Origin of the sequence: Methylobacterium sp. Leaf456 (assembly GCF_001425465.1) — a bacterium.
In the GTDB taxonomy this organism is placed as follows: domain Bacteria; phylum Pseudomonadota; class Alphaproteobacteria; order Rhizobiales; family Beijerinckiaceae; genus Methylobacterium.
Genome location: NZ_LMQV01000042.1, coordinates 98,731 through 119,423, shown reverse-complemented (window position 1 = coordinate 119,423; position 20,693 = coordinate 98,731). Strand labels below are relative to the sequence as shown.

Annotated in this window: 19 protein-coding genes; 12 read left to right on the top strand and 7 right to left on the bottom strand. The window is 69.1% G+C overall.

The annotated features are described in order from the left end of the window. Positions 1 to 86: 86 nt before the first annotated feature. Positions 87 to 1,385 (top strand): type III glutamate--ammonia ligase, encoded by a 1,299-nt coding sequence (gene glnT, locus ASG52_RS20610; RefSeq protein ID WP_056247275.1) that lies wholly within the window; start codon positions 87 to 89, stop codon positions 1,383 to 1,385. Between the two features lie 164 nt (positions 1,386 to 1,549). On the opposite strand, the gene ssb is transcribed toward glnT, so the two are convergent. Both ssb and curA read right to left on the bottom strand, forming a co-directional pair. Next, entirely contained in the window at positions 1,550 to 2,113 is a 564-nt protein-coding gene (ssb, locus tag ASG52_RS20605; RefSeq protein ID WP_056247274.1) for a single-stranded DNA-binding protein, read from the bottom strand. Positions 2,114 to 2,442: 329 nt separating this feature from the next. Beyond that, positions 2,443 to 3,459 (bottom strand): NADPH-dependent curcumin/dihydrocurcumin reductase, encoded by a 1,017-nt coding sequence (gene curA / locus ASG52_RS20600; protein WP_056247271.1) that lies wholly within the window; start codon positions 3,457 to 3,459, stop codon positions 2,443 to 2,445. Between the two features lie 77 nt (positions 3,460 to 3,536). Here curA and ASG52_RS20595 point away from each other — a divergent pair, with 77 nt between their 5' ends. Together ASG52_RS20595 and ASG52_RS20590 are read left to right on the top strand one after the other, a co-directional pair. Continuing rightward, positions 3,537 to 3,938: a DUF4174 domain-containing protein gene (locus ASG52_RS20595; protein ID WP_056247269.1), complete on the top strand. Its 402-nt coding sequence runs from the start codon at positions 3,537 to 3,539 to the stop codon at positions 3,936 to 3,938. A 378-nt stretch (positions 3,939 to 4,316) separates the two neighbouring features. After that, positions 4,317 to 4,562 (top strand): hypothetical protein, encoded by a 246-nt coding sequence (locus ASG52_RS20590; protein ID WP_056247267.1) that lies wholly within the window; start codon positions 4,317 to 4,319, stop codon positions 4,560 to 4,562. A gap of 112 nt (positions 4,563 to 4,674) precedes the next feature. On the opposite strand, the gene ASG52_RS20585 is transcribed toward ASG52_RS20590, so the two are convergent. Next, on the bottom strand, positions 4,675 to 4,902 hold the full coding sequence (locus tag ASG52_RS20585) for a hypothetical protein (protein WP_056247265.1): 228 nt from the start codon (positions 4,900 to 4,902) through the stop codon (positions 4,675 to 4,677). Between the two features lie 124 nt (positions 4,903 to 5,026). Further along, positions 5,027 to 8,038, bottom strand: coding sequence for a glycosyltransferase family 2 protein (locus ASG52_RS20580; RefSeq protein WP_056247627.1), 3,012 nt, complete (start codon positions 8,036 to 8,038; stop codon positions 5,027 to 5,029). Between the two features lie 173 nt (positions 8,039 to 8,211). Between ASG52_RS20580 and ASG52_RS20575 the strand changes: the two genes are divergently transcribed. From ASG52_RS20575 to ASG52_RS20540, 8 genes are all read left to right on the top strand, one after another. Further along, positions 8,212 to 9,567 (top strand): hemolysin family protein, encoded by a 1,356-nt coding sequence (locus ASG52_RS20575; RefSeq protein WP_286159123.1) that lies wholly within the window; start codon positions 8,212 to 8,214, stop codon positions 9,565 to 9,567. 147 nt (positions 9,568 to 9,714) lie between these two features. Beyond that, on the top strand, positions 9,715 to 10,128 hold the full coding sequence (locus ASG52_RS20570; RefSeq protein ID WP_056247263.1) for a hypothetical protein: 414 nt from the start codon (positions 9,715 to 9,717) through the stop codon (positions 10,126 to 10,128). A gap of 125 nt (positions 10,129 to 10,253) precedes the next feature. Beyond that, entirely contained in the window at positions 10,254 to 10,979 is a 726-nt protein-coding gene (locus ASG52_RS20565) for an SIR2 family NAD-dependent protein deacylase (RefSeq protein ID WP_056247262.1), read from the top strand. 232 nt (positions 10,980 to 11,211) lie between these two features. Then, positions 11,212 to 12,651 carry a circularly permuted type 2 ATP-grasp protein gene (locus tag ASG52_RS20560; protein WP_056247259.1) on the top strand — a complete coding sequence of 480 codons (1,440 nt, stop codon included), beginning with the start codon at positions 11,212 to 11,214 and terminating at the stop codon, positions 12,649 to 12,651. Positions 12,652 to 12,760: 109 nt separating this feature from the next. Further along, complete coding sequence (locus ASG52_RS20555; RefSeq protein WP_056247257.1) at positions 12,761 to 13,705, top strand: alpha-E domain-containing protein; 945 nt, start codon at positions 12,761 to 12,763, stop codon at positions 13,703 to 13,705. Positions 13,706 to 14,157: 452 nt separating this feature from the next. Beyond that, positions 14,158 to 15,636 carry an MFS transporter gene (locus ASG52_RS20550; RefSeq protein WP_056247255.1) on the top strand — a complete coding sequence of 493 codons (1,479 nt, stop codon included), beginning with the start codon at positions 14,158 to 14,160 and terminating at the stop codon, positions 15,634 to 15,636. Positions 15,637 to 15,846: 210 nt separating this feature from the next. Next, positions 15,847 to 16,716: a transglutaminase family protein gene (locus ASG52_RS20545; protein WP_056247253.1), complete on the top strand. Its 870-nt coding sequence runs from the start codon at positions 15,847 to 15,849 to the stop codon at positions 16,714 to 16,716. An 86-nt stretch (positions 16,717 to 16,802) separates the two neighbouring features. Next, entirely contained in the window at positions 16,803 to 17,552 is a 750-nt protein-coding gene (locus ASG52_RS20540; RefSeq protein ID WP_056247251.1) for a proteasome-type protease, read from the top strand. 175 nt (positions 17,553 to 17,727) lie between these two features. On the opposite strand, the gene ASG52_RS20535 is transcribed toward ASG52_RS20540, so the two are convergent. Continuing rightward, positions 17,728 to 18,273 carry a TetR/AcrR family transcriptional regulator gene (locus tag ASG52_RS20535; protein ID WP_056247249.1) on the bottom strand — a complete coding sequence of 182 codons (546 nt, stop codon included), beginning with the start codon at positions 18,271 to 18,273 and terminating at the stop codon, positions 17,728 to 17,730. Positions 18,274 to 18,378: 105 nt separating this feature from the next. Here ASG52_RS20535 and ASG52_RS20530 point away from each other — a divergent pair, with 105 nt between their 5' ends. Further along, positions 18,379 to 18,930, top strand: coding sequence for a sugar O-acetyltransferase (locus tag ASG52_RS20530; RefSeq protein WP_056247247.1), 552 nt, complete (start codon positions 18,379 to 18,381; stop codon positions 18,928 to 18,930). A gap of 128 nt (positions 18,931 to 19,058) precedes the next feature. Here ASG52_RS20530 and radC read toward each other — a convergent pair whose 3' ends face one another. Next, positions 19,059 to 19,796 (bottom strand): RadC family protein, encoded by a 738-nt coding sequence (gene radC / locus ASG52_RS20525; RefSeq protein ID WP_056247245.1) that lies wholly within the window; start codon positions 19,794 to 19,796, stop codon positions 19,059 to 19,061. 29 nt (positions 19,797 to 19,825) lie between these two features. Beyond that, on the bottom strand, positions 19,826 to 20,647 hold the full coding sequence (gene map, locus ASG52_RS20520) for a type I methionyl aminopeptidase (protein ID WP_056247243.1): 822 nt from the start codon (positions 20,645 to 20,647) through the stop codon (positions 19,826 to 19,828). Between the last annotated feature and the right edge of the window lie 46 nt (positions 20,648 to 20,693).

Genomic DNA, 20,693 nt, shown 5'->3' with positions numbered 1-20,693 from the left:
GAGGCCGCTCCCGCGAGAAGGAGCGGCCTTTTTCTTGGATGTGGGGCCTGGAGCGAGGCTCGGCTCACCGACGGGAGGACATCAGCATGCCGCTTGATCTCGAGATTGCCGCCAAGGAACGCGGCATCAAGTACTTCCTCGTCTCCTACACCGACCTGTTCGGCACGCAGCGCGCCAAGCTGGTGCCGGCGGCGGCGATCAAGAGCACCTGCAAGAACGGCGCGGGCTTCGCCGGCTTCGCCACCTGGCTCGACATGAGCCCGGCCGATGCCGACCTGCTGGCCGTGCCCGATGCCGAAGGCCTGATCCAGCTGCCCTGGAAGCCCGAGGTCGGCTGGCTTCCGGCGGACCTCGTGATGGACGGCAAGCCCGTCGAGCAGGGCCCGCGCAACATCCTCAAGCGCCTGATCAAGGACGCCGCCCGCGACGGCCTGCAGATGAAGACCGGCGTCGAGTGCGAGTTCTTCTTGATCACGCCCTGCGGCTCCGAGCCGGCCGACATGGCCGACAAGCAGATCAAGCCCTGCTACGATCAATCGGCCCTGATGCGCCGCTACGACGTCATCACCGAGATCTGCGACGCGATGCTGTCGCTCGGCTGGAGGCCGTACCAGAACGACCACGAGGACGCGAACGGGCAGTTCGAGATGAACTGGGACTACGATGACGCCCTCGTCACTGCCGACCGGCACGCCTTCTTCAAGTACATGACCCGCTCGATCGCCGAGAAGCACGGCCTGCGCGCGACCTTCATGCCTAAACCCTTCATGGACCTGACCGGCTCGGGCTGCCACGCCCACGTTTCGGTCTGGCGCGACGGCCGCAACGTGTTCGCCGACTCTTCCGACGAAATCGGCATGTCGCAGGAGGGCTACCACTTCATCGGCGGCCTGATCCATTCGGCCGACGCGCTCGCGGCGATCACAAATCCTTGCGTCAACTCCTACAAGCGCATCAACGCGCCGCGCACGACGTCCGGCGCGACCTGGGCGCCCAACACCGTGACCTACACGGGCAACAACCGCACCCACATGATCCGCATCCCCGATGGCGGGCGCCTGGAATTCCGCCTCGCCGACGGCGCCGCCAACCCCTACCTGCTGCAATCCGCGATCCTGGCCGCGGGCCTGGACGGCATCCGCAACCGCCGCGATCCGGGCAAGCGCCTCGACATCAACATGTACACCGACGGCCACACGGTCGAGGGCGTGAAGCGCCTGCCGCTCAACATGCTCGACGCCATGCGGGCGCTGGAGCGCTGCGACGTGCTGAACGACGCCTTCGGCTCCTTCGTGCCGAGCTACCTCAAGCTCAAGACCGAGGAGTGGAACAGCTACTGCCGCCACCTCACCCAGTGGGAGCGGGACACGACGCTGGATTGCTGACGCGAAAGAGCCTGCCCGATCCAAGGATCGGGCAGGCTCTTTCGCTGTCACTCATGTCCTGGTTCCCAAAGGACAAGTCCTTTGGCGGGGGCTCGGGGCAGCGCCCCGAGATGGCTCCGCCGGCCAGGGCTCTGCCCTGGACCCGCTCCTTTCGAAACCCGTTTCTAGAACGGGATGTCGTCGTCGAGGTCGTAGTTCGGCTTGCCGCCACCGCCACCGCCACCGCCGGAGGGACGGCGGTCACCGCCGCCCGACGAGCGGCCCGAGCCGTAATCGTCGCGTCCGCCCCGGTCGCCGCCCCGGTCGCCGCCGCGGCTGATCTGGCCGCCGCCGCCCTGGTCCTCCTCGCCCGCGAAGTCGCCGCCGCCGCCACCGCCGCGCCCGTCGAGGATCGTCATCTCGCCGCGGAAGCGCTGGAGCACGACTTCGGTCGTGTACTTCTCCACGCCCGACTGGTCGGTCCACTTGCGGGTCTGGAGCTGGCCCTCGATGTAGACCTTCGATCCCTTGCGCAGGTACTGCTCCGCCACGCGGGCGAGGTTGTCGTTGTAGATCACGACCGAGTGCCACTCGGTCTTCTCCTTGCGCTCACCCGACGCCTTGTCCTTCCAGGACTCCGACGTCGCGATGCGCAGGTTCACCACGGGGTCGCCCGAGGACAGGCGCCGGGTCTCGGGATCGCGCCCGAGATTGCCGACGAGGATCACCTTGTTGACGCTGCCCGCCATCCCACTCTCTCCATCCGATCCGATCTCACAGGGCTTGTTTGTCTCGCCCGCGATGGCGTGACCTTGGCGGTCCGGCCATCGCGGAGCAAGCCGTCGGCGCCGCTTGTGCCCGCTTCACACCGGTCCACTGCGCCGCAAATTTGTTCTACTTTTGTTCGATGCGCCGAGCAAGATGCCGATTGCTCCAAAAACCCTCCGCACCGTCATTCCGGGGCCGCGCAGCGGAACCCGGAATCCACCCGTGATGCACGGCTGCACGAAGCGTTGTGCCCAGTCGTGGATTCCGGGTTCGCTTCGCGCCCCGGAATGACGGCGGGGGAGGAAACGGCTCACGATACCTTCACCACCAGCTTGCCGAAATTGGCGCCCTTCAGCATGCCGATGAAGGCGCCCGGTGCGTTCTCCAGGCCCTCGACCACGTCCTCACGCGCCTTGACGCGGCCTGCCTTCAGCCAGCCGCCGACATCGCGCAGGAAGGCGCCGTGCAGCTCCGCAAAATCCCAGACGATGAAGCCGCGCAGCGTCAGGCGCTTGGTCAGCACGTTGCGCATCAGGAGGCCCGAGCGGTCGGGGCCCGGCGGCAGCTCGCTCATGTTGTAGCCCGAGACGAGGCCGCAGACCGGCACGCGGGCGAAGTCGTTCAGGAGCGGCAGCACCGCATCGAACACCGCTCCGCCGACATTCTCGAAATACACGTCGATGCCGTTCGGGCAGGCGCGCGCCAGGGCCTCGGGGAAGTCCGGGGCGCGGTGATCGATCGCCGCGTCGAAGTCGAGCGTGTCGGTGAGGTAGGCGCACTTCTCTGGCCCGCCCGCGATGCCGACCGCGCGGGCGCCCTTGATGCGGGCGATCTGGCCGACCATCGAGCCGACCGGGCCGGCGGCGGCGGCCACCACGACGGTCTCGCCGGCCTGCGGGCGGCCGATCTCGAGGAGCCCGGCATAGGCGGTCATCCCCGGCATGCCCAGCGCCCCGAGGTAGGCGCTCGGCGGGCCCTCCGCCGGATCGAGCTTCTGCAAGCCGCTTCCGTCGGAGACGAGATAGTCCTGCCAGCCCGCCGGGCTCAGCACGAGATCGCCGACGGCGAAGGCCGGGTTGTTCGACGCCTCGACGGCGCTCACCGTCTGCCCGACCATGGTCTCGCCGATCTCGACGGGCTTCGCATAGGATTTCGCCGCGCTCATGCGCCCGCGCATGTAGGGATCGAGGGACAGGAAGCGCGTGCGCAGCAGGATGTCCCCGTCGCGCAGGGCGTTCACACGGTTCTCCTCCAGGCGGAAATGCTCCGGCTTCGGCTCGCCGTGCGGGCGCGAGGCCAGGACGATCCGGCGGTTGACGACGGTCATGGGGCGTCTCCGGGATTGAGATGGAACCGGGCAGATGGGTCGCACGTCGGTCCCGGCAATCATGCGGAAGTGGTGCGATGCGGACGAAGGCTGTGGGCGTCGCGCTGGCGGCGCTGACGATGGGAGGCGCGGCAATGGCGGCGGGCGACCCGCTGGAGCGGTATGTCTGGAAGGCGCGGGTGCTGGTCGTGTCCGCGCCGGATGCAGGCGACGCCCGGCTCGCGGCCCAGCGTCAGGCGCTGGCCTCGGCCCGCACGGGCTTGTCGGAACGCGATCTCGTCACCGTCGAGGCCGTGGGTGGGGACGCGGAGGCGGTGGCGATCCGCAAGCCCCTCGGGCTACCCGCGGACGCCTTCCGGGCGGTGCTGGTCGGCAAGGATGGCGGGGCCAAGCTCACGTCGCCCGAGCCGATCCCGCCGCAACGCCTGTTCTCGACCATCGACGCCATGCCGATGCGCAAGGACGAGATGCGGCGCTGAGGGCCGGCCTGCCTCTTACCCCCCTCCCCTGCTCTCTCGGCGAAAACTTCCTCGGTTTTCGGGCCCCCCTGGGCGCGTTATCTCGCCCTCTCGCGACGGCCCCGATACGGCGCCGGGCCGGCGAAAAGTTTCATTCAGCCTGTTTCGGAAATGTTGCGTCGGGCGTGGCCCGGCCCGCGCGCCATGTGCGCTGGCGCAATGCCTCGGCAATCTGTCCAGCCTAGGTTCAGCCTCACACGAGAGCCGACAAGGCTCCGCCCTGGAGCCGTATCCGGCCCGATCGCATCGGGCCGACGTCTCCAGGTTCTTGTTTTGGCGCGCATTCTTTCGACGAACCGGCGTCCGCTTCGTCGGAATGCGCTCAGAGGGGCGGACATCATGCGGGACCTGTTCAAGATCGCGGCGGCCGGTGCGGTGCTCAGCGCCTACGCCGCCCTGGTGCCCTCGGTGGTCGAGGCGGTGCCCGCTCAGCCTGAGACCAAGGCCTTCACCCATCGCCTGCCGCAGGCCGGCGGGGCCGGTCCGGTCAGCATCCGCCTCGAGACCACGGAGACCGGGGCCCGTTCGTTCGACGCCCGCCGGCCGCTCGTCGTCGGCTTCTCGGCGGGCGGAGCCTCCCGTTGACCACCGCGGACGCGCCCCTCCTCGCCGCGGTGTTCGTCGTCGGCCTGGGTGCGGCCGTGATCCTCAACGCCCTGCTGCTCGCCTGAGCCCTTTTCCCGGCGCGAAGGGCGCTTCAGCCCGTGGCGGCCAGCGCGTGCACGTTGCCGCGCAGGCCCGCACAGAGGTCGTCGACCTCCGCTTGATCGAGGGCATCGCCGCTGGTGGCCGCGATGGTGTCGATCAGGTCGTCCTTCCGGGGGTCGAACGGGTGACCCTGCATCCGGTAGAACTGGTAGTAGCGCAACGCCGCCAGGAGCGTGTCACGCTCGCGAGCGGTCACGGTCAGGTTCTGCGTGGTCATGGGAGTCCCCTTGGCTTGCAACGAACGCCTGGACGAGGCCGCGCGCGACTCGGCCAAGCTCGACCGTTGTAGCCCCGGGAGAGCGGGTCCGTAAATGAATGGACGTTAAGGAACCGGCGATCGCTCAGGCCGGCTCCCGCTCCGCCCCGGCCCGCGCCTCCGCGGAATCTCGACCCGGCAAGCCGTAATAATCCTCCAGGATGCGCGGGTAGACCGTCGGGCGGAAGGCCGGCTGTTCGGCCCTCAAGGCGTCGAGCGGCAACGCCAGCAGGGCCGCGTTGAGCCGTTGCGGGTCGCCGATCAGCGCCGGGTCGAGACGAAACCCTTGGCCCAGTTCCGCCAGCCGCTCGGCTTGCGCGCCGAAATCGAACACCGCCGGGGGCACACGGGCCGCGAGCGCCAGCGAGAGCGTGTAGCAATAGGTCTCCGGCCAGATCGAGGGCAGCAGGATCAGGTCGGGGTCGAGCCGTGCGAGTTCCGCGAAGGCCGCCGCGGCGCCGTCGTAGGGGCCGGTTTCTTGCACGCCCACGGCCTGCATCACCTTGGGCACGCTGCTATGCCCGATGAGGGTGTAGGCGATCGGCAAGTCGCGCAGCTGCGCGTCCAGCGCGAGGTCGTGGACGACGTCGAAGCCCTTGTGGATACCGATCGAGCCGATCACCGCCACCCGCAGCGGTCCGTCCCGGCGCCGGGACGGGCGCGGGGGGGGCTCGGGCACCCGGTCCTCGTGCGGGCGCAGCGTGATGTGGTCGAGACCGAGCACGCCCCCGATGCGCGCGGCGAGATCGTGCGAGGGCGCATAGACCCGTCGCGCGCTCCGCAGGAACCCGGCCCAGGCCTGGTGGCGCGCCTCCGGGTCGGGCGGCGGCGTCTCGGGCTCGTCGTCGAGGCGGATGCAGGTGCGGCAGACCGAGGGCGCCGGCAGCCCGCAATAGACGCCCTCGGGCCGCACGAGATGGTTGCGGTGGCAGACGGCCGAATAGTCGTGCAGCGTCGCGTCGTAGCCGGTGGGCAGGCCGGCGATCAGGTCCATCAGGGCGAGCGTCGAGGACCAGTCGAGCCCGACGAGCGAGTGGACGTGGACGAGGGCCGGATCGAGCCAGGCGATCAGTTCGGCGACGAAATCGATCTCGTGGGCAAGCGAGATCGGCTCCAGCACCGAGGCCGGGAAGTCGATGCCGCTCGCCTCCGGCAGGTCGGCCCGCAGGCCGGTCAGTTCGTCGGTGCGCAGATAGACCGCGTCGAGCCCGGCTTCGGCGAGGCGCGCGCTCATCGCCTCGACATGGGTCTCGATGCCGCCGCCGAAATCGTGGGTGACGATGAGCGCGACGCGCCGGCCCGCCGCCGCGGTCGCGCGGCGGGCGAAGCGGTAATGGTCGAGGCGGCGCCGCGCGAAGCGGGCCGGATCGACCTGGATGTGAGTCTCGATCCGGCGCTGGTAGTCGGCGTGCTTGGTCAGCACCGTGCGGAAGATGTCGGCGCCCTTGGTGGCGATGAGCGCTCCGAACGAGACCGAGCCGGAGTGGAACACGAACACGTCGTGGGCGAGCACGTTGGCAAAGCCGGCCTTGAGCGCCCGCATGCAGAAGTCGTTCTCCTCGCCGTAGCCGCGTCCGAAGGTCTCGGCGTCGAGGGGGCCGACGGCGTCGATCACGGCCCGGCGCATGTAGAAGCAGAAGCCGACGCCGGTCGGCACGGGGGAGCGGGTGCCGGCGTTGCAGACCTTGGCGTAGGCGTCGATCTCGGCAGGGCCGATCTCCAGCTGCGCCTGGTTGTCGATGCAGAAGACCGGGTAGCTGCAGATCGTGGCGTTGTTGGAGAACGGCGTCACCGTGGCGATGCGGGAATCGTCCGCGGCGTGCCGGAGCAGGCGGTCGAGCCAGTCGCCGAAGACGACGATGTCGGCGTTCAGCAGCACCACGTCGCGGCACCCCGCCAGCTCCAGGCCGCGGTTGCAGGTGCGGACGAAGCCGAGGTTCTCAGAGTTCCGTTCGAGCACGAACAGGCCGCGCCCGGCCAGCTGCGCGAGCGCGGCGGAAAGCGCCGGCTCGGGGCTGGAATCGTCGATCACGAGGAGGGCGAAGGACGTCGCCTGGCGCGCGCTCAGCACCGCATGGATCGCGCGAAGGGTGTCGTCCCGGCCCTTGTAGACCGGCATGATCAGGACGACCGATGCCCCCGCGAGGTCGGCGGCGGCCCGCGCTTGCGCCCACTCGTCCTCGCTCGGCGCGACCTGCGTCGGCCAGGGCCCGCGCCCGTAGGCGTTCGGCTTGAAGCCGCGTTCGCGTCCCACCGCGAGGTAGTGGAAGAACGGGTTCACGCCGGGGGCGATCTCGCGGCGGTACTGCGAGCGGTAGAAGCGGATGGAGAAGTGCGGGTTCGGGTCGCGGTCCTCGCGCACGCCGAAATCGAGGAAGTGGCGGATCGGATCGACGCCGGAATGGCGGATGTCGGCGTTGCGGTCGAGGTAATACGCTTTGTCGAATTCGGCGGCGACCGCCTCGTAGACCTGCGCGTCGGTGGCGTCCGCCGGATCGGCCGGGAGCCGGACCGCCGCCCCCGTTCCCCGCCGCTCGGGCAGGTTTTCCGCGGAGGGATTCAGCCGCCGTGTCGAAACGAGATGGTAGAACGGGCTGACGTCGAGGCGGCGCACATGAGCGTGGGCCTGGAGATAGGCGGTGCCGTCGAAGGCCTCGTTCGGCGACAGCCCGCGCCGCCAGCCCTTGGTGAGGTAGTGTTGAAGCGGGTCTTCCCCGCCCTCCTCCAGCCCGGCGACGCGGGCGTAGAAGCGGGCGTCGAAATACGGCGCGATCACCTCCGCCTGGAGCGCGACAACGTCCGGCCCCGGCCGGGTCGGCACCCGCAGCCGCTCGGGGGCCGAGAGCCGGGCGTAATGGAGGAGCGGGTTCTCCGGCACGCCGTCCGGCAGATGGCGGTCGGCATAGTAGAGCGTCGCGAACACGGCCGACGGGTTGCGGCCCTCGCGCCAGCCGTGGTCGAGATAGTGCAGGAGCGGGTCCATCCCGCCCGCGGCCACGTCGGGATATTCCGTCCGGTAGAACTCCGCGTCGAAGAAGGGTTGGGCCGACGCGGCGTCGCGGCGTTTCGGCCGAAGCAGCCTCGGCAGCTTGATCACGATCAATCCTTCGTCACGGCAATGGGCAGCGGCATCGGCTTCCGCCCGGTCCCTACACCGTCGATGGCGAAGCCTGGGAGCGAAAAGATGGCGCCAGCCCGCCGCCCCCCGAGGATTGATCCGCGCCCCCTTCCCCCGCCCCCGGCTTCGGCCTTAATTGCAGCCTGCCGCCGATGGGTGCGGTCATCGATGCGGCATCGCCCCGGGAGGGCACGATTTCCGACGGTCTCTGGTCTTCGGCGCTCGGTCTTCTGGCCGTCGTCGCCCTCGTCCTCGCCAACGGCTTCTTCGTCGCGGCGGAATTCTCCCTCGTGGCGGTGCGGCGCAGCCGGATCGCCGAACTCGTCAACGAGGGCCGGCTGAACGCCAAGGCGCTGCAACGCGCCACCGACCGGCTCGACGCGCATCTCGCCGCGACGCAGCTCGGCATCACCCTGTCCTCGCTCGCGCTCGGCTGGGTCGGCGAGCCGGCGCTCGCGCATCTGATCGAGCCCGCCTTCGCGTGGCTGCCGCCGATGGCGGTGGGCGTCACCACGCACACGCTCGCCGTCGTGCTGGCGTTTGCGATCATCACCACCCTGCACATCGTGCTGGGCGAGCTGGCCCCGAAAAGCCTCGCGCTCCAGCGCAGCGAGCGCACCGCGCTCGTCATCGTGCGCCCGCTCGGCATCTTCCTGCTGGTGTTCGGCCCGGCGATCCACTTCCTCAACGGGCTCGGCAACGGCGTGCTGCGGCTGCTCGGCCTGCGCCCCGGCGAGGGTGAGGGCCACCTCCCCTCGCCCGCCGAACTCAGCCTGCTCGTCACCGCGAGCCACGAGGCCGGCCTGCTGCACGAGGCGCAGGAGGACGCGGTCGCCCGCATCCTCGCCATCGGCGAGCGGCGCATCCGCGAGATCATGACGCCGAGGAACGAGGTCGACTGGGTCGATCTCGGCGATTCCCAGGAGGAGATGATCGAGGCGGTGCGCGCCTGCCGCCACGAGCAGATCGTGGTGAGCCGCGGCCAGATCGACGACGTCGTCGGCGTGCTGCGCAAGCAGGACCTGCTGGACCAGTTCCTCGACGGCAAGCCGCTCGACGTGAAGGCCGCGACCCGCGAGCCCATCGTCGTCCACGAGGGGCTCGCGATCCTCAAGGTGCTGGAGATGTTCCAGACCAAGCCCGTGCGCATGGCGATCGTCGTGGACGAGTACGGCAGCCTGGAGGGCATCATCACCCAGACCGACCTCCTGGAGGCCATGGCCGGCGAGATTCCCGAGCCCGGCGAGGAGAAGATGGTGGTCGAGCGCGAGGACGGCTCGCTCCTCATCGACGGCATGATGCCGGCGGGCGACGCCTTCGACCGCCTCGGCTTCACGGACAAGCCGCGCTCGGACGACTTTTCCACCTTCGCCGGCTTCTTCATCGTCCATCTCGGCCGCATCCCGACCGAGGGCGATGTCATCGAGGCCCAAGGCTGGCGCATCGAGGTGGTCGACATGGACGGACGGCGGATCGACAAGGTGCTGGCGCAGAAGGTGGCGGCTTAACGGGCAACGAGGCAGCGGCGGCACCGAGCGAAACGGCAGCTTTTATCGAATGTTGTTGTCCGCAACCGTTCGGCCACAGCTGCAATCAGGGCGACATGGTACCAGGGCGTATCTGTTCTCGTCAGGCTGCCTCCCGTGCTCCGGAAAATGCTCCCTCTCGGCGTCGCCGCCGCGTTCCTCGGCGGCTGCGCCTCGACGCCGCTCGTGCCCTTCAACGCCGACCAGACGAAGTCCCGGGAGCAGGAAATCAGGCTGAGTTTCGCTAGACTGGTCGCGCGCAGCAACGCCCTCGGCGTGGACAACTGGCTGGTCGGCAAGCGCTACTACAACAGCGCCCAAATCAGCGTTCCGCCGCGGGAGGCCGGGATCAATCCCGTCTGCGTCAAGGTAACGGTCGCCAACGACGTCACCGGCGTTCGCAACCGCGGTATCTCGGGCGATGTCGTCGAGGGACCGAGCGGCATGTCGGTCACCATCAACAAATACGCCGACGACTCCGACCAGCGCTGCAAGGCGCCATTCACGCCGTTCCCGGAGCTGGAAACGCTGTCGCCGAAATAGCCGCGCGGCCACCCTGTTTTGGTCGAGACAGCGGATGGACGAGACTTGCAGGTCAGGTGCATCTCCGTCAGCCTGTCGCCGGGATCGGCCAGGGGCCGAATGCGAATTGCCGTCGCCGGGACACGATGAACATCGAGAACATCTTCGTGCTGACGGGTGCCGGCATCTCCGCCGAGAGCGGGCTCGGCACGTTTCGCGACCGCGGCGGGGTGTGGAGCCGGTTCGATCCGATGAAGCTCGCCACGCCCGAGGCCTTCGCCGCCGATCCGGTGCTGGTGCACGACTTCTACAACATGCGCCGCCGCGACGCGGTGAAGGCCGAGCCCAACCCGGCCCACGCGGCACTCGCCCGGCTGGAAGCGGAGCTGACGGCGCGCGGCGGGCGGCTTTTCCTGTGCACGCAGAACGTCGATGACCTGCACGAACGGGCGGGTTCGCGCGAGGTCGTCCACATCCACGGCGAGTTGGTGCGGGCGCGCTGCACGGCCTGCGGCGCCAGCCGGGAGTGGCGCGAAGACCTTTCGGTCGAGACGCCCTGCCCGGCTTGCGAAAAGACCGGCGGGATGCGGCCGGACGTGGTGTGGTTCGGCGAGATGCCCAAGCATCTCGACGCGATCGAGGATGCGCTGCTCAAGTCCGATCTGTTCGTGGCGATCGGCACCTCGGGGGCGGTCTATCCGGCGGCGGGCTACGCCGCGCAGGCGCGGGAATTCGGCATTCCGACGCTCGCGCTGAACCTGGAAGCCGCCGACAATGCCGGGATGTTCGCCAAGACCCGCCTCGGGCCCGCGAGCGAGACCGTGCCGGCCTTCGTCGCCGACATTTTGGCAGGGGGTGACGGCGCGGGCTGAATCACGCCCCTCCGAGCGTCGCGGGGACGGGCCTGCGCCCCTGATCCGGTGGATTCCCGTGCGGCATCGGCTTTTGCCGCAAGCCGGCATCCACCTTTCGGGCCGACGCTCTAGTTCCCCCAAAACGTCGCCGCACGGGAAGCAGGGCCGGCGGGCGGGGCATGGCTCCAACCGTCGCCGTGGCCTGCCTCTTGCTCCGGTACGGCGGAAGACGATGGGAGGGGTGGCGCGGATGGCGCACACGGCGTTCGACGAGATGAACGGGGGCGGGGTCGGCCAAGCCGATCCGGCTGCCGTGCGGCAGGCCTACGACATCCTCAAGGCCTGGCTCGACAAGACCTCCCCGGAGCATTTCAACACCCGCCGCAGCCAGGCCGAGATGCTGTTCCGGCGCATCGGCATCACGTTCGCGGTCTACGGCGCCAACGAATCGACCGAGCGGCTGATCCCGTTCGACATCATCCCCCGCGTGCTGACCAAGCCCGAGTGGGACTTTCTGGAGCGCGGGCTGAAGCAGCGGGTCACCGCGCTCAACGCCTTCATCAACGACATCTACGGCGCCGAGGAATGCATCAAGGCCGGGATCATCCCGCCCGACCTCGTCTATCGCAACCCGCATTACCGCATGGAGATGCGCGCCTTCGACGTGCCGCACGATCTCTACGTCCACATCGCCGGCATCGACATCGTCAGGACCGGCGAGAACGACTTCTTCGTGCTCGAAGACAACGCCCGCACGCCCTCCGGCGTCTCCTACATGCTGGAGAACCGCGAGGTGATGATGCGGCTCTTCCCCGAGCTGTTCTCGCGCCACCGCGTCGCACCGGTCGAGAATTATCCGGATGCCCTGCTCGCGACCCTCCGCAGCCTCGCGCCGCACTCGGCCACGCGCGACCCGACCGTCGTGCTGCTGACGCCGGGGCGCTACAACTCCGCCTTCTACGAGCACTCGTTCCTGGCGGACAAACTCGGCGTCGAACTGGTGGAGGCGGGCGACCTCTTCACCAAGGACGACGTGGTCTACATGCGCACCACCGAGGGGCCGCGCCGGGTCGACGTGATCTACCGCCGCCTCGACGACGATTTTCTGGATCCCCTCGTCTTCCGCCCGGATTCGGTGCTCGGTGTCCCCGGCCTGATGAACGCCTACGAGCGCGGAAACGTGACGCTCTCGAATGCCGTCGGCACCGGCATCTCCGACGACAAGGCCGTCTACAGCTACATGCCGGAGATCGTGAAGTTCTTCACCGGCGAGGAGCCGATCCTGCACAACGTGCCGACCCATCGCTGCCGCGAGCGGGAGGCGTTCTCCTACGTGATGGACAACCTCAAGGACCTCGTGGTCAAGGAGGTCAACGGCTCGGGCGGCTACGGCATGCTGGTTGGCCCGCACGCGACCAAGCGCGAGATCGACGAGTTCGCCAAGAAGCTGCGGCACGCGCCGGACAACTTCATCGCCCAGCCGACGCTCTCGCTCTCCACCTGCCCGACCTTCGTGGCCTCGGGCGTCGCCCCGCGCCACGTGGACCTGCGCCCGTTCGTGCTGGCCGGCGCCGACGAGATCCGCATCGTGCCGGGCGGGCTGACCCGCGTCGCCCTGAAGGAGGGCTCGCTCGTGGTCAATTCGAGCCAGGGCGGCGGCACCAAGGACACCTGGGTGCTGGATGCGTGAGCATCCCGACCACCCGCTGAGCAACTTTTCCGTGGGGCGCCGCGGGCCTCTGCCTCGAAACCGGGCAGATGCCACGCCGACCGCCACCACGCCCGCGAGCTGAACGCCCATGCTGTCCCGCACCGCCGACAACCTCTACTGGCTCTCGCGCTACGCCGAGCGCGCCGACTTCCTCGCCCGCATCCTCGACGCGGCCCATCGGCTGGCGGCGCTGCCGTCGAGCTATGGCGGGCGCGAATCGAACGAGTGGGCCTCGGCCCTCCTGTCGGCGGGCGATCCGGAGCTGTTCCGCACGCTCTACGACACGGTCAACGAGCACACGGTCTGCAACTTCCTGGCCTTCTCGGCCGCCAACCCGTCCTCGATCCGCTCCTGCATCGCCACCGCGCGGGAGAACGCCCGCTCGATCCGCACGGCGCTCACCACCGAGATGTGGGACACGATCAACGGCGCGTGGCTGGAGCTGCGCTCCTACGAGGGCCGCGACTTGAGCCGGGAGGAGTTCACGCAGTTCCTCGACTGGGTGAAGCGCGTCTCGCTCACCTTCGACGGCTCGGCCTACCGGACGATGCTGCGCAACGACGCCTACTGGTTCACCCGGGCCGGCACGGCGATCGAGCGGGCCGACAACACCGCCCGCATCCTCGACGTGAAGTACCAGATCCTGCTGCCGGCCTCCGAGCGGGTCGGCGGTTCGCTCGACTACTTCCAGTGGACCACGATCCTGCGCGAGGTCTCGGCCTTCAACGCCTATCACTGGGTCTACCGCGAGAGCATCAAGCCGCTGCTGGTGGCCGACCTGCTGATCCTCAACCACGAGATGCCGCGCTCGCTGGCGAGCTGCTACCGCATGCTGGTCGAGCATCTCGACCTCATCGCCGACGCCTACGGCCGCCGCGGCGAGAGCCAGCGGCTCGCCAGCAAGATGCGGGCGAAGCTCGGCAGCGCCGACATCGAGCGCGTCTTCGCCTCGGGCCTGCACGAGTTCATCCAGGGCTTCATCGGCGAGAACAACGCGCTCGGGGCGGCGATCAGCGAGCAGTATCTGGTATGATGGTGGCTTCGGCCTGATCGCGACGGCGGCACAAGCATCGCCTCTCCCCGCCCGAAGTCGGGCCGGCTCATCTTCGGTCTTTGCTTGCCGATCCGGGTCAAGCCCTGGATCGGTCGGGGAGAGGGGGAAGCACGAACCCCGCCGCGCGTCCGTCGTCGCACCGGCTTTTGTTGCACCGCACCTATATTGCCTGACTCAGATCCCCTGCTCACGCTGTAAATCACAAGAGAATGTCGCTTCGCGACAATCTCCATCGTCACGACGGATCAAACTGCGCAGGGCTGCAGGGCTGTCTCGCGCAGGCTGCACGCCTCATGAATCAAAAGTCGGGGCGCTGCTCCTCGGGAGGATGGCGGCGGCCGGGCGCGCGCCCGCCGCGCGGGCGTACCCGCATCGCCACCGTCCCGACGAGCCCGAACGATCGCCCCGGACCGCCACGGAGAGACCGAGGGATGCTGTCGCAGCACGTCGAATCCGACAAGGAGTGGAAACCGTCCGACTGCACCGTCACCGAGCCGGCGACGGTCAACCGGGCGATTTCGGCGGCCTCCATCGGCAACGTCGCCGAATGGTACGATTTCGGCGTCTACGCCTTCTTCGAGCCGGTGATCCAGAAGGTGTTCTTCTCCAACCTCTCCCATCCGATGGGCGAGATCGCGACCTTCGGCCTGTTCGCGGTGGCGTTCCTGATCCGGCCGCTCGGCGGGGCGTTCTTCGGGCCGTTGGCCGACCGGATCGGCCGCAACAAGGTGCTCGCCGCCACCATGATCCTGATGGCGGTCGGCACCTTCGCCATCGGCTGCATCCCGAGCCAGGAGAGCATCGGCCTCCTGGCGCCGCTCCTGCTGCTCGCCGCCCGCCTCGTGCAAGGCTTCTCGACCGGCGGCGAGTACGGCAGCGCCATGACCTTCATCGCCGAGTACGCCCCGGACCGGAAGCGCGGCTTCCTCGGCAGCTGGCTCGAGTTCGGCACCTTCACCGGCTACCTGCTCGGCGCCATCGTGGTCACGCTCGCCCACATCGCGATGACCGAGCAGCAGCTGCTCGACTGGGGCTGGCGCCTGCCGTTCTTCCTCGCCCTGCCGCTCGGCCTGATCGGCCTGTATCTGCGCTCGCAACTCGCCGAGACGCCGGCCTTCGCCGCCCTCGAACAGGAGGCCGAGGAGCGCGAGAAGAGCGCGCGCGCGACCCAGAGCTACCGCGACGTCTTCGCCCTGTGGCCCTACGCTCTGGTCTGCATGGGGCTGGTGCTGGCCTGGAACGTGCCGAACTACATGCTGACGGCCTACATGCCGACCTACGTGACGCAGACGCTGCCGACGATGCAGGGCAGCGGCGGCATCTCGGCCACGGCCTCGCAGGTCCTCCAGATCGTCGTGATGGTGATCGCGCTGCTGGCGATCCCGCTGGTCGGGCACCTGTCGGACCGGTTCGGCCGCAAGCCGTTCGCGCTCGCCGGCGCGGTCGGCCTCGTGGTGCTGGCGCTGCCGATGATCCTGCTGATCCGCAGCCAGAGCGAGTCGGCGGTGTTCACCGGCCTCCTGATGATGGGCCTGCTGCTGATCTGCTTTTCCGCCACCATGCCCTCGACCCTGCCGGCGCTGTTTCCGACCAACATCCGCGCGACCGGGCTGTCGATCGCCTTCAACGTCTCGGTCTCGCTGTTCGCCGGCACGACCTCGCTGGTGGTGGGCTCGCTCGTCGCCTTCACCGGCGACCTCAACTGGCCGGCCTATTACCTGATGATCGCAGGCGCGATCGGCGTCGCGTCGGTGCTGGCGATCCGCGAGCCGAACGGCTCCAGCATGTGGGGCTCGCCCCCGGCCGCCGCGAGCGAGGCGGAGGCGCGCGACCTCGTGGCGAGCTACAACGCCGCTTCGACCGGCACCGCTGCGCCGCCGCTCGGCCCCGTGCCGCCGCAGGTGGTGTGAGACGGGCATAAGCTCCGTCCTGCCAACGCTTTGGGCACGCAAGGCGATTCCCAAAGCGCGCATCCCGCCCTATAGCGTGCTGCTGTTTCACGGAAACAGCAGCACGCTATAGCTCTTTGTAGCCGCACGATGATTTCGGAAAACCGGATTCCACTTTTCCGCATCGTGCTCTAGCTTGCCCGCAAGGCGCCGAGGCAGGACCATCACGGCATGCGCATCCGCATCGTCCACGACACCGTCTACACCTACGAGCAGCCGGCCCGCGGCCTGATCCAGCTCATGCGGCTGACACCGCGCGACCATGACGGGCAGCACGTGCGCGAGTGGCGCATCGAGCCCTCCGTGAACGGGCGGCTGACCGCGCGCGAGGACGGCTACGGCAACCTCGTCCACTGGTTCACGGCGGACGATCCCACCGACGCGCTGACCGTGCGGGTGACCGGCGAGGTCGAGACCTTCGAGACCGACGGCATCGTCCGCGGCGCGGTCGAGCGCCTGCCCGACCTGTTCTACCTGCGCGACACGCCGCTGACCGAGGCGAGCCCGGAGATCCAGGCTTTCGCCAAGCGCGTCGCGGGCGAGGGCGACGGCAGCCCGTTGGCGATCCTGCACCGCCTGCTCGCCGCCGTGCCTGAGACGGTGGCCTTCGTCCCCGGCCCGGCCAGCGCCAGCACCAGTGCGGCGCAGGCTTTCGCCGCGGGCAGCGGCGTCTGCCAGGACCTCGCCCAAGTCTTCGTCACGGCCGCGCGCCATCTCGAAATCCCGGCCCGCTACGTCTCCGGCTACGTCCGCCGCGACGACGAGGAGGAGGACGCAGCCCACGCCTGGGCCGAAGCCCTGGTGCCCGATCTCGGCTGGGTCGGGTTCGATCCGGCCTACGGATTCTCGACCACCGAGGCGCATGTCCGCGTCGCCACCGGCCTCGACTATCTCGGCGCCGCCCCGATCCGCGGCAGCCGCACCGGCGGCGGCACCGAGACGCTGACCGTGACGCTGCAGGTCGGCGAAGGCGGGGCACAGGCGCAGCGCAGCCGGGGGCAAGGTCAGGGACAGACGCAGAGCCAATCGCAGGGCGGCTGAGGCCTGCCCGAAAGATCGGCTTGCCGGGCAAGGCCGCGCCGTGCCATCCGGCGGGCTCAAGCGTTCCTGCAAGGCCCCGTGCCGCCATGACCTACTGCGTCGGAGTGCTCGTCGAGGACGGGCTCGTGATGATCGCCGACACCCGCACCAATGCGGGGCTCGACAACATCTCGACTTACCGCAAGCTCCACTTGTTCAACGTCGCCGACGAGCGGGTGATGATGCTGGCCTCGGCCGGCAACCTGTCGATGACGCAGTCGGTCCTGTCCATGCTGCACGAGGGCGTGGACGACGAGGAGACCGAAGGGCCGCCCCCGCGCCTGCGCGACGCGCCGACGATGTTCAAGGCGGCCCAGCTCGTCGGCCGGGCGATCCGCCGCGTGCGCGAGATCGAGAAGGCCGGCGCCGAGGCGGCCAACCTCCGCATGGAGGTCTCGTTCCTGTTCGGCGGCCAGATCGGCGCCGAGCCGATGCGGCTGTTCATGATCTACTCGGCGGGCAACTTCATCGAGTGCAGCCGCGACGCGCCGTTCCTGCAGATCGGCGAGCACAAATACGGCAAGCCGATCCTCGACCGCGCCGTCACCTTCGAGACCGACCTCTACGATGCGCTGAAGGTCGGCCTCGTCTCGATGGACTCGACCATGCGCTCGAATCTCGGCGTGGGCCTGCCCATCGACATCGCGGTCCTGCGCCGCAACGCGCTCGCTCTCGAAGTGAACTACCGGATCGAGGCCGGCGAGACCTATTTTCACGACCTGCGCGAGCGCTGGTCGGCGGCCTTGCGCGCCGCGCACCGGGCGATCCCGCGCCCGCCCTACGGGCCGCCGCGATAGGCCAACACCCTCCAACCCCCTCGTCCCATCCCCCCTCATCCTGAGGTGCTCAGCCGAAGGCTGAGCCTCGAAGGAGGGCTCCAGCTCGCGCGCGATCCGCTGGAGCCCTCCTTCGAGGCTTCGCTTTCGCTCCGCGCCTCAGGATGAGGGGGATGGGCGGGATTGGCCGGCGTCCCTACCCCACCAGCCGCGCGACGATGGCCCACACCGCCTCCCGATCCGCCGGGGCGCGGTCGACCGAGCGGTGGATTGACAGCCCCTCGATCATCGCGTCGAGCGCCTTGGCCGTCTCCGGGGCGAAGTGGCGCCCCAATGCCGCGCGGCTCTTGTCCATCCAGTCGCGCATGACGGCTTGCAGCGCGGGGCGGCGGGCGGCGAAGGCGTAGAGTTCGTAGCTGAGCAGCATGGTGCGCGGCGTTGCCCAGCTCTCGTCCACGACGAGATCGACCACCGCCTCGCAGGCTTCTTCACGGTTCGAGGCCGCGGCGAGCCGCTCGGTGAAGCGGGCCGCCACCGTGTCGGCGAGCAGCGTGAACGCCTCGCTCAAGAGCGGCTCCAGCCCCTCGAAATGATACGTCATCGAGCCGAGCGGCACGTCGGCGGCAGCCGCGATTCTGCGATGCGTGGTGCCGGCGACGCCGTGCTCGGCCACCACGTCGAGGGCAGCGCGCAGGATGCGGGCGCGGCGGTCGGGATCGTGGCGGCGCGAGGCGGAGGGCAAGCGGGCTTCCGGCGGTTGGCTTTTCAAAACGATGCGTACATATGTACGCATCGCTTCCGGCAACGGAAGCCCCTCCCCTCGGATCCCCGACACGGAAGGCCTCGGATGACGACCAAGACGCAGAAGCAGCGAATGCTGGCGGGCGAACTCTACGTCGCCGACGATCCCGAGATCGCCGCCGACAATCGGCGCATCTCGGAATGGATGGACCGCTATAACGCGACCAACACCCTGAGCCAGCCGGAGCGGCAGGCGCTTCTGGAGGAAGCGTTCGCCAGCGTCGGCGCGGGCTGCAACATCCGCCCGCCCTTCACCTGCGATTACGGCTACAACATCCGCCTCGGGCGCGGCGTGTTCCTGAACTTCAATTGCTGCATCCTCGACGTGGTCGCGGTCTCCATCGGCGACCTGACGCAGATCGGCCCCGGCGTGCAGATCCTCACCGCCGACCACCCGCGCGACCCGGCCGAGCGGCGGCAGATGCTCGAATTCGGGCGCCCGATCACCATCGGGGCCAATGTCTGGATCGGCGGCGGCGCCCTGATCCTGCCCGGCGTCACCATCGGCGACGACGCCATCATCGGCGCCGGCAGCGTCGTCACCCGCGACGTGCCGCCGGGCGGCACCGCCGTCGGCAATCCGGCCCGCCTACGCTGAATCAAAGGTTTCGAAAGGACGAGTCCTTTCGTGGGTCCAGGGCAAAGCCCTGGTTTGAAGGGAAACCGGGGCGCTGCCCCGGTGCCCCGCCAAAGGACTTGGTCCTTTGGAATCCCATGACCAGGGACTCAGATCAGCTTTAGACCTTTCAGGCTGGCGTGGCCGTCGCGGCCGAGGATGACGTGGTCGTGGACCACGATGCCGAGGGGGTCGAGCACCGTGACGATCTCGCGGGTCATGCGGATGTCGGGCCCCGAGGGCGTCGGATCGCCGGACGGATGGTTGTGCGCCAGGATGATCGCGGTGGAGGACAGCTCCAGCGCCCGCCGCACCACCTCGCGCGGATAGACCGGCGTGTGATCGACGGTGCCGCGGCCCTGCACCTCGTCGGCGATGAGGTGGTTGCGCCGGTCGAGAAAAAGCACCCGGAACTCTTCGCGGGGCGAAAAGGCCATCGTCGCCCGCAGGTATTCGATCAGAGCGCTCCACGAGGCGAGCAGGGGACGGGCCGCGATGGCGCCCTTGGCGAGGCGGCGTCCGGCGGCCTCCATCAGCTTCAGATCGGAAATCACCCCCGCGCTGACGCCCTCGACCTCGGCGAGCCGCGCCGGCTCGGCGGAGAGCACCTCGGCGAACGAGCCGAACCGGCGGATCAGCGCCTTGGCGAGCGGCTTCACGTCCCGCCGGGGGATCGCCCGGAACAGGGCGAGTTCGAGCAGCTCGTAATCCGGCAGCGCATCGGGCCCGGCTTCCGCGAACCGGGCGCGCAGGCGCTCGCGATGGCCGTGGTAGTGCGGCGCCTCCGCGGGCATCGCCTCGGCGAGCCCCGGCAGGTCGGCGGCGGGATCGGGCGGCCGGCGGGCCATCGCGGTCGGCGCGTCGTAAGGACCGTCCCTCAGTCCTGGGGCTTGGGCTGGTCGAGCCCCTTGGGCGAGAGCGTGAAGATCTCGAAGCCGGTCTCGGTCACCGCCACGGTGTGCTCGAACTGCGCCGAGAGCGAGCGGTCGCGGGTCACGGCGGTCCAGCCGTCGGCCAGCACCTTCACGGCCGGGCGGCCGAGATTGATCATCGGCTCGACGGTGAAGAACTGCCCGGCCTTCAGCGGCACGTCGTAGCTCGCCTCGACGTAATGCAGGATCGTCGGCGCGTCGTGGTAGACGCGGCCGAGCCCGTGGCCGCAGAAATCGCGCACCACCGAGCAGCGCTCGGCCTCCGCGAAGGTCTGGATCGCCCGGCCGATGTCGTTGGTCGAGCCGCCGGGGCGCACCACCTGGATGCCGCGCATCAGCGCCTCGTAGGTGATCTCGCACAGGCGCTGCGCCTTGCGCGGCACCTCGCCGATATAGGCCATGCGGCTCGAATCCCCGTGCCAGCCGTCGAGGATCAGGCAGATGTCGAGGTTGACGATGTCGCCCTCGCGCAGGGGCTTGTCGTTGGGGATGCCGTGGCAGACGACGTGGTTGATCGAGGTGCAGATCGACTTGCGGTAGCCGCGGTAGAACAGCGAGGCCGGATAGGCGCCGTTGTCCATCCCGAACTCGAAGGCGAGCTTGTCGAGGTCGTCCGTCGTGACGCCGGGCTGGGCCGCCTCCATCAGCAGGTCGAGCGCCTCGGCCGTGAGGCGCCCGGCGCGGCGCATGCCCGCGAAGCCCTCGGGGCCGTGAATCGGCGGCTCGGGCGCGCGGCGCCCGGCCTCGGCGGTCTGGTCTCGGCTCACGGGGCTCGGCTCGTAGAATTCGTGCGTACGGGGCGATCTGAAGCTC

Coding starts and splice junctions, on each gene's coding strand:
- glnT (WP_056247275.1), top strand. CDS start 87: ATGCCGCTTGATCTCGAGATTGCCGCCAAGGAACGCGGCATCAAGTAC.
- ssb (WP_056247274.1), bottom strand. CDS start 2,113: ATGGCGGGCAGCGTCAACAAGGTGATCCTCGTCGGCAATCTCGGGCGC.
- curA (WP_056247271.1), bottom strand. CDS start 3,459: ATGACCGTCGTCAACCGCCGGATCGTCCTGGCCTCGCGCCCGCACGGC.
- ASG52_RS20595 (WP_056247269.1), top strand. CDS start 3,537: ATGCGGACGAAGGCTGTGGGCGTCGCGCTGGCGGCGCTGACGATGGGA.
- ASG52_RS20590 (WP_056247267.1), top strand. CDS start 4,317: ATGCGGGACCTGTTCAAGATCGCGGCGGCCGGTGCGGTGCTCAGCGCC.
- ASG52_RS20585 (WP_056247265.1), bottom strand. CDS start 4,902: ATGACCACGCAGAACCTGACCGTGACCGCTCGCGAGCGTGACACGCTC.
- ASG52_RS20575 (WP_286159123.1), top strand. CDS start 8,212: ATGGGTGCGGTCATCGATGCGGCATCGCCCCGGGAGGGCACGATTTCC.
- ASG52_RS20570 (WP_056247263.1), top strand. CDS start 9,715: ATGCTCCCTCTCGGCGTCGCCGCCGCGTTCCTCGGCGGCTGCGCCTCG.
- ASG52_RS20565 (WP_056247262.1), top strand. CDS start 10,254: ATGAACATCGAGAACATCTTCGTGCTGACGGGTGCCGGCATCTCCGCC.
- ASG52_RS20560 (WP_056247259.1), top strand. CDS start 11,212: ATGGCGCACACGGCGTTCGACGAGATGAACGGGGGCGGGGTCGGCCAA.
- ASG52_RS20555 (WP_056247257.1), top strand. CDS start 12,761: ATGCTGTCCCGCACCGCCGACAACCTCTACTGGCTCTCGCGCTACGCC.
- ASG52_RS20550 (WP_056247255.1), top strand. CDS start 14,158: ATGCTGTCGCAGCACGTCGAATCCGACAAGGAGTGGAAACCGTCCGAC.
- ASG52_RS20545 (WP_056247253.1), top strand. CDS start 15,847: ATGCGCATCCGCATCGTCCACGACACCGTCTACACCTACGAGCAGCCG.
- ASG52_RS20540 (WP_056247251.1), top strand. CDS start 16,803: ATGACCTACTGCGTCGGAGTGCTCGTCGAGGACGGGCTCGTGATGATC.
- ASG52_RS20530 (WP_056247247.1), top strand. CDS start 18,379: ATGACGACCAAGACGCAGAAGCAGCGAATGCTGGCGGGCGAACTCTAC.
- radC (WP_056247245.1), bottom strand. CDS start 19,796: ATGGCCCGCCGGCCGCCCGATCCCGCCGCCGACCTGCCGGGGCTCGCC.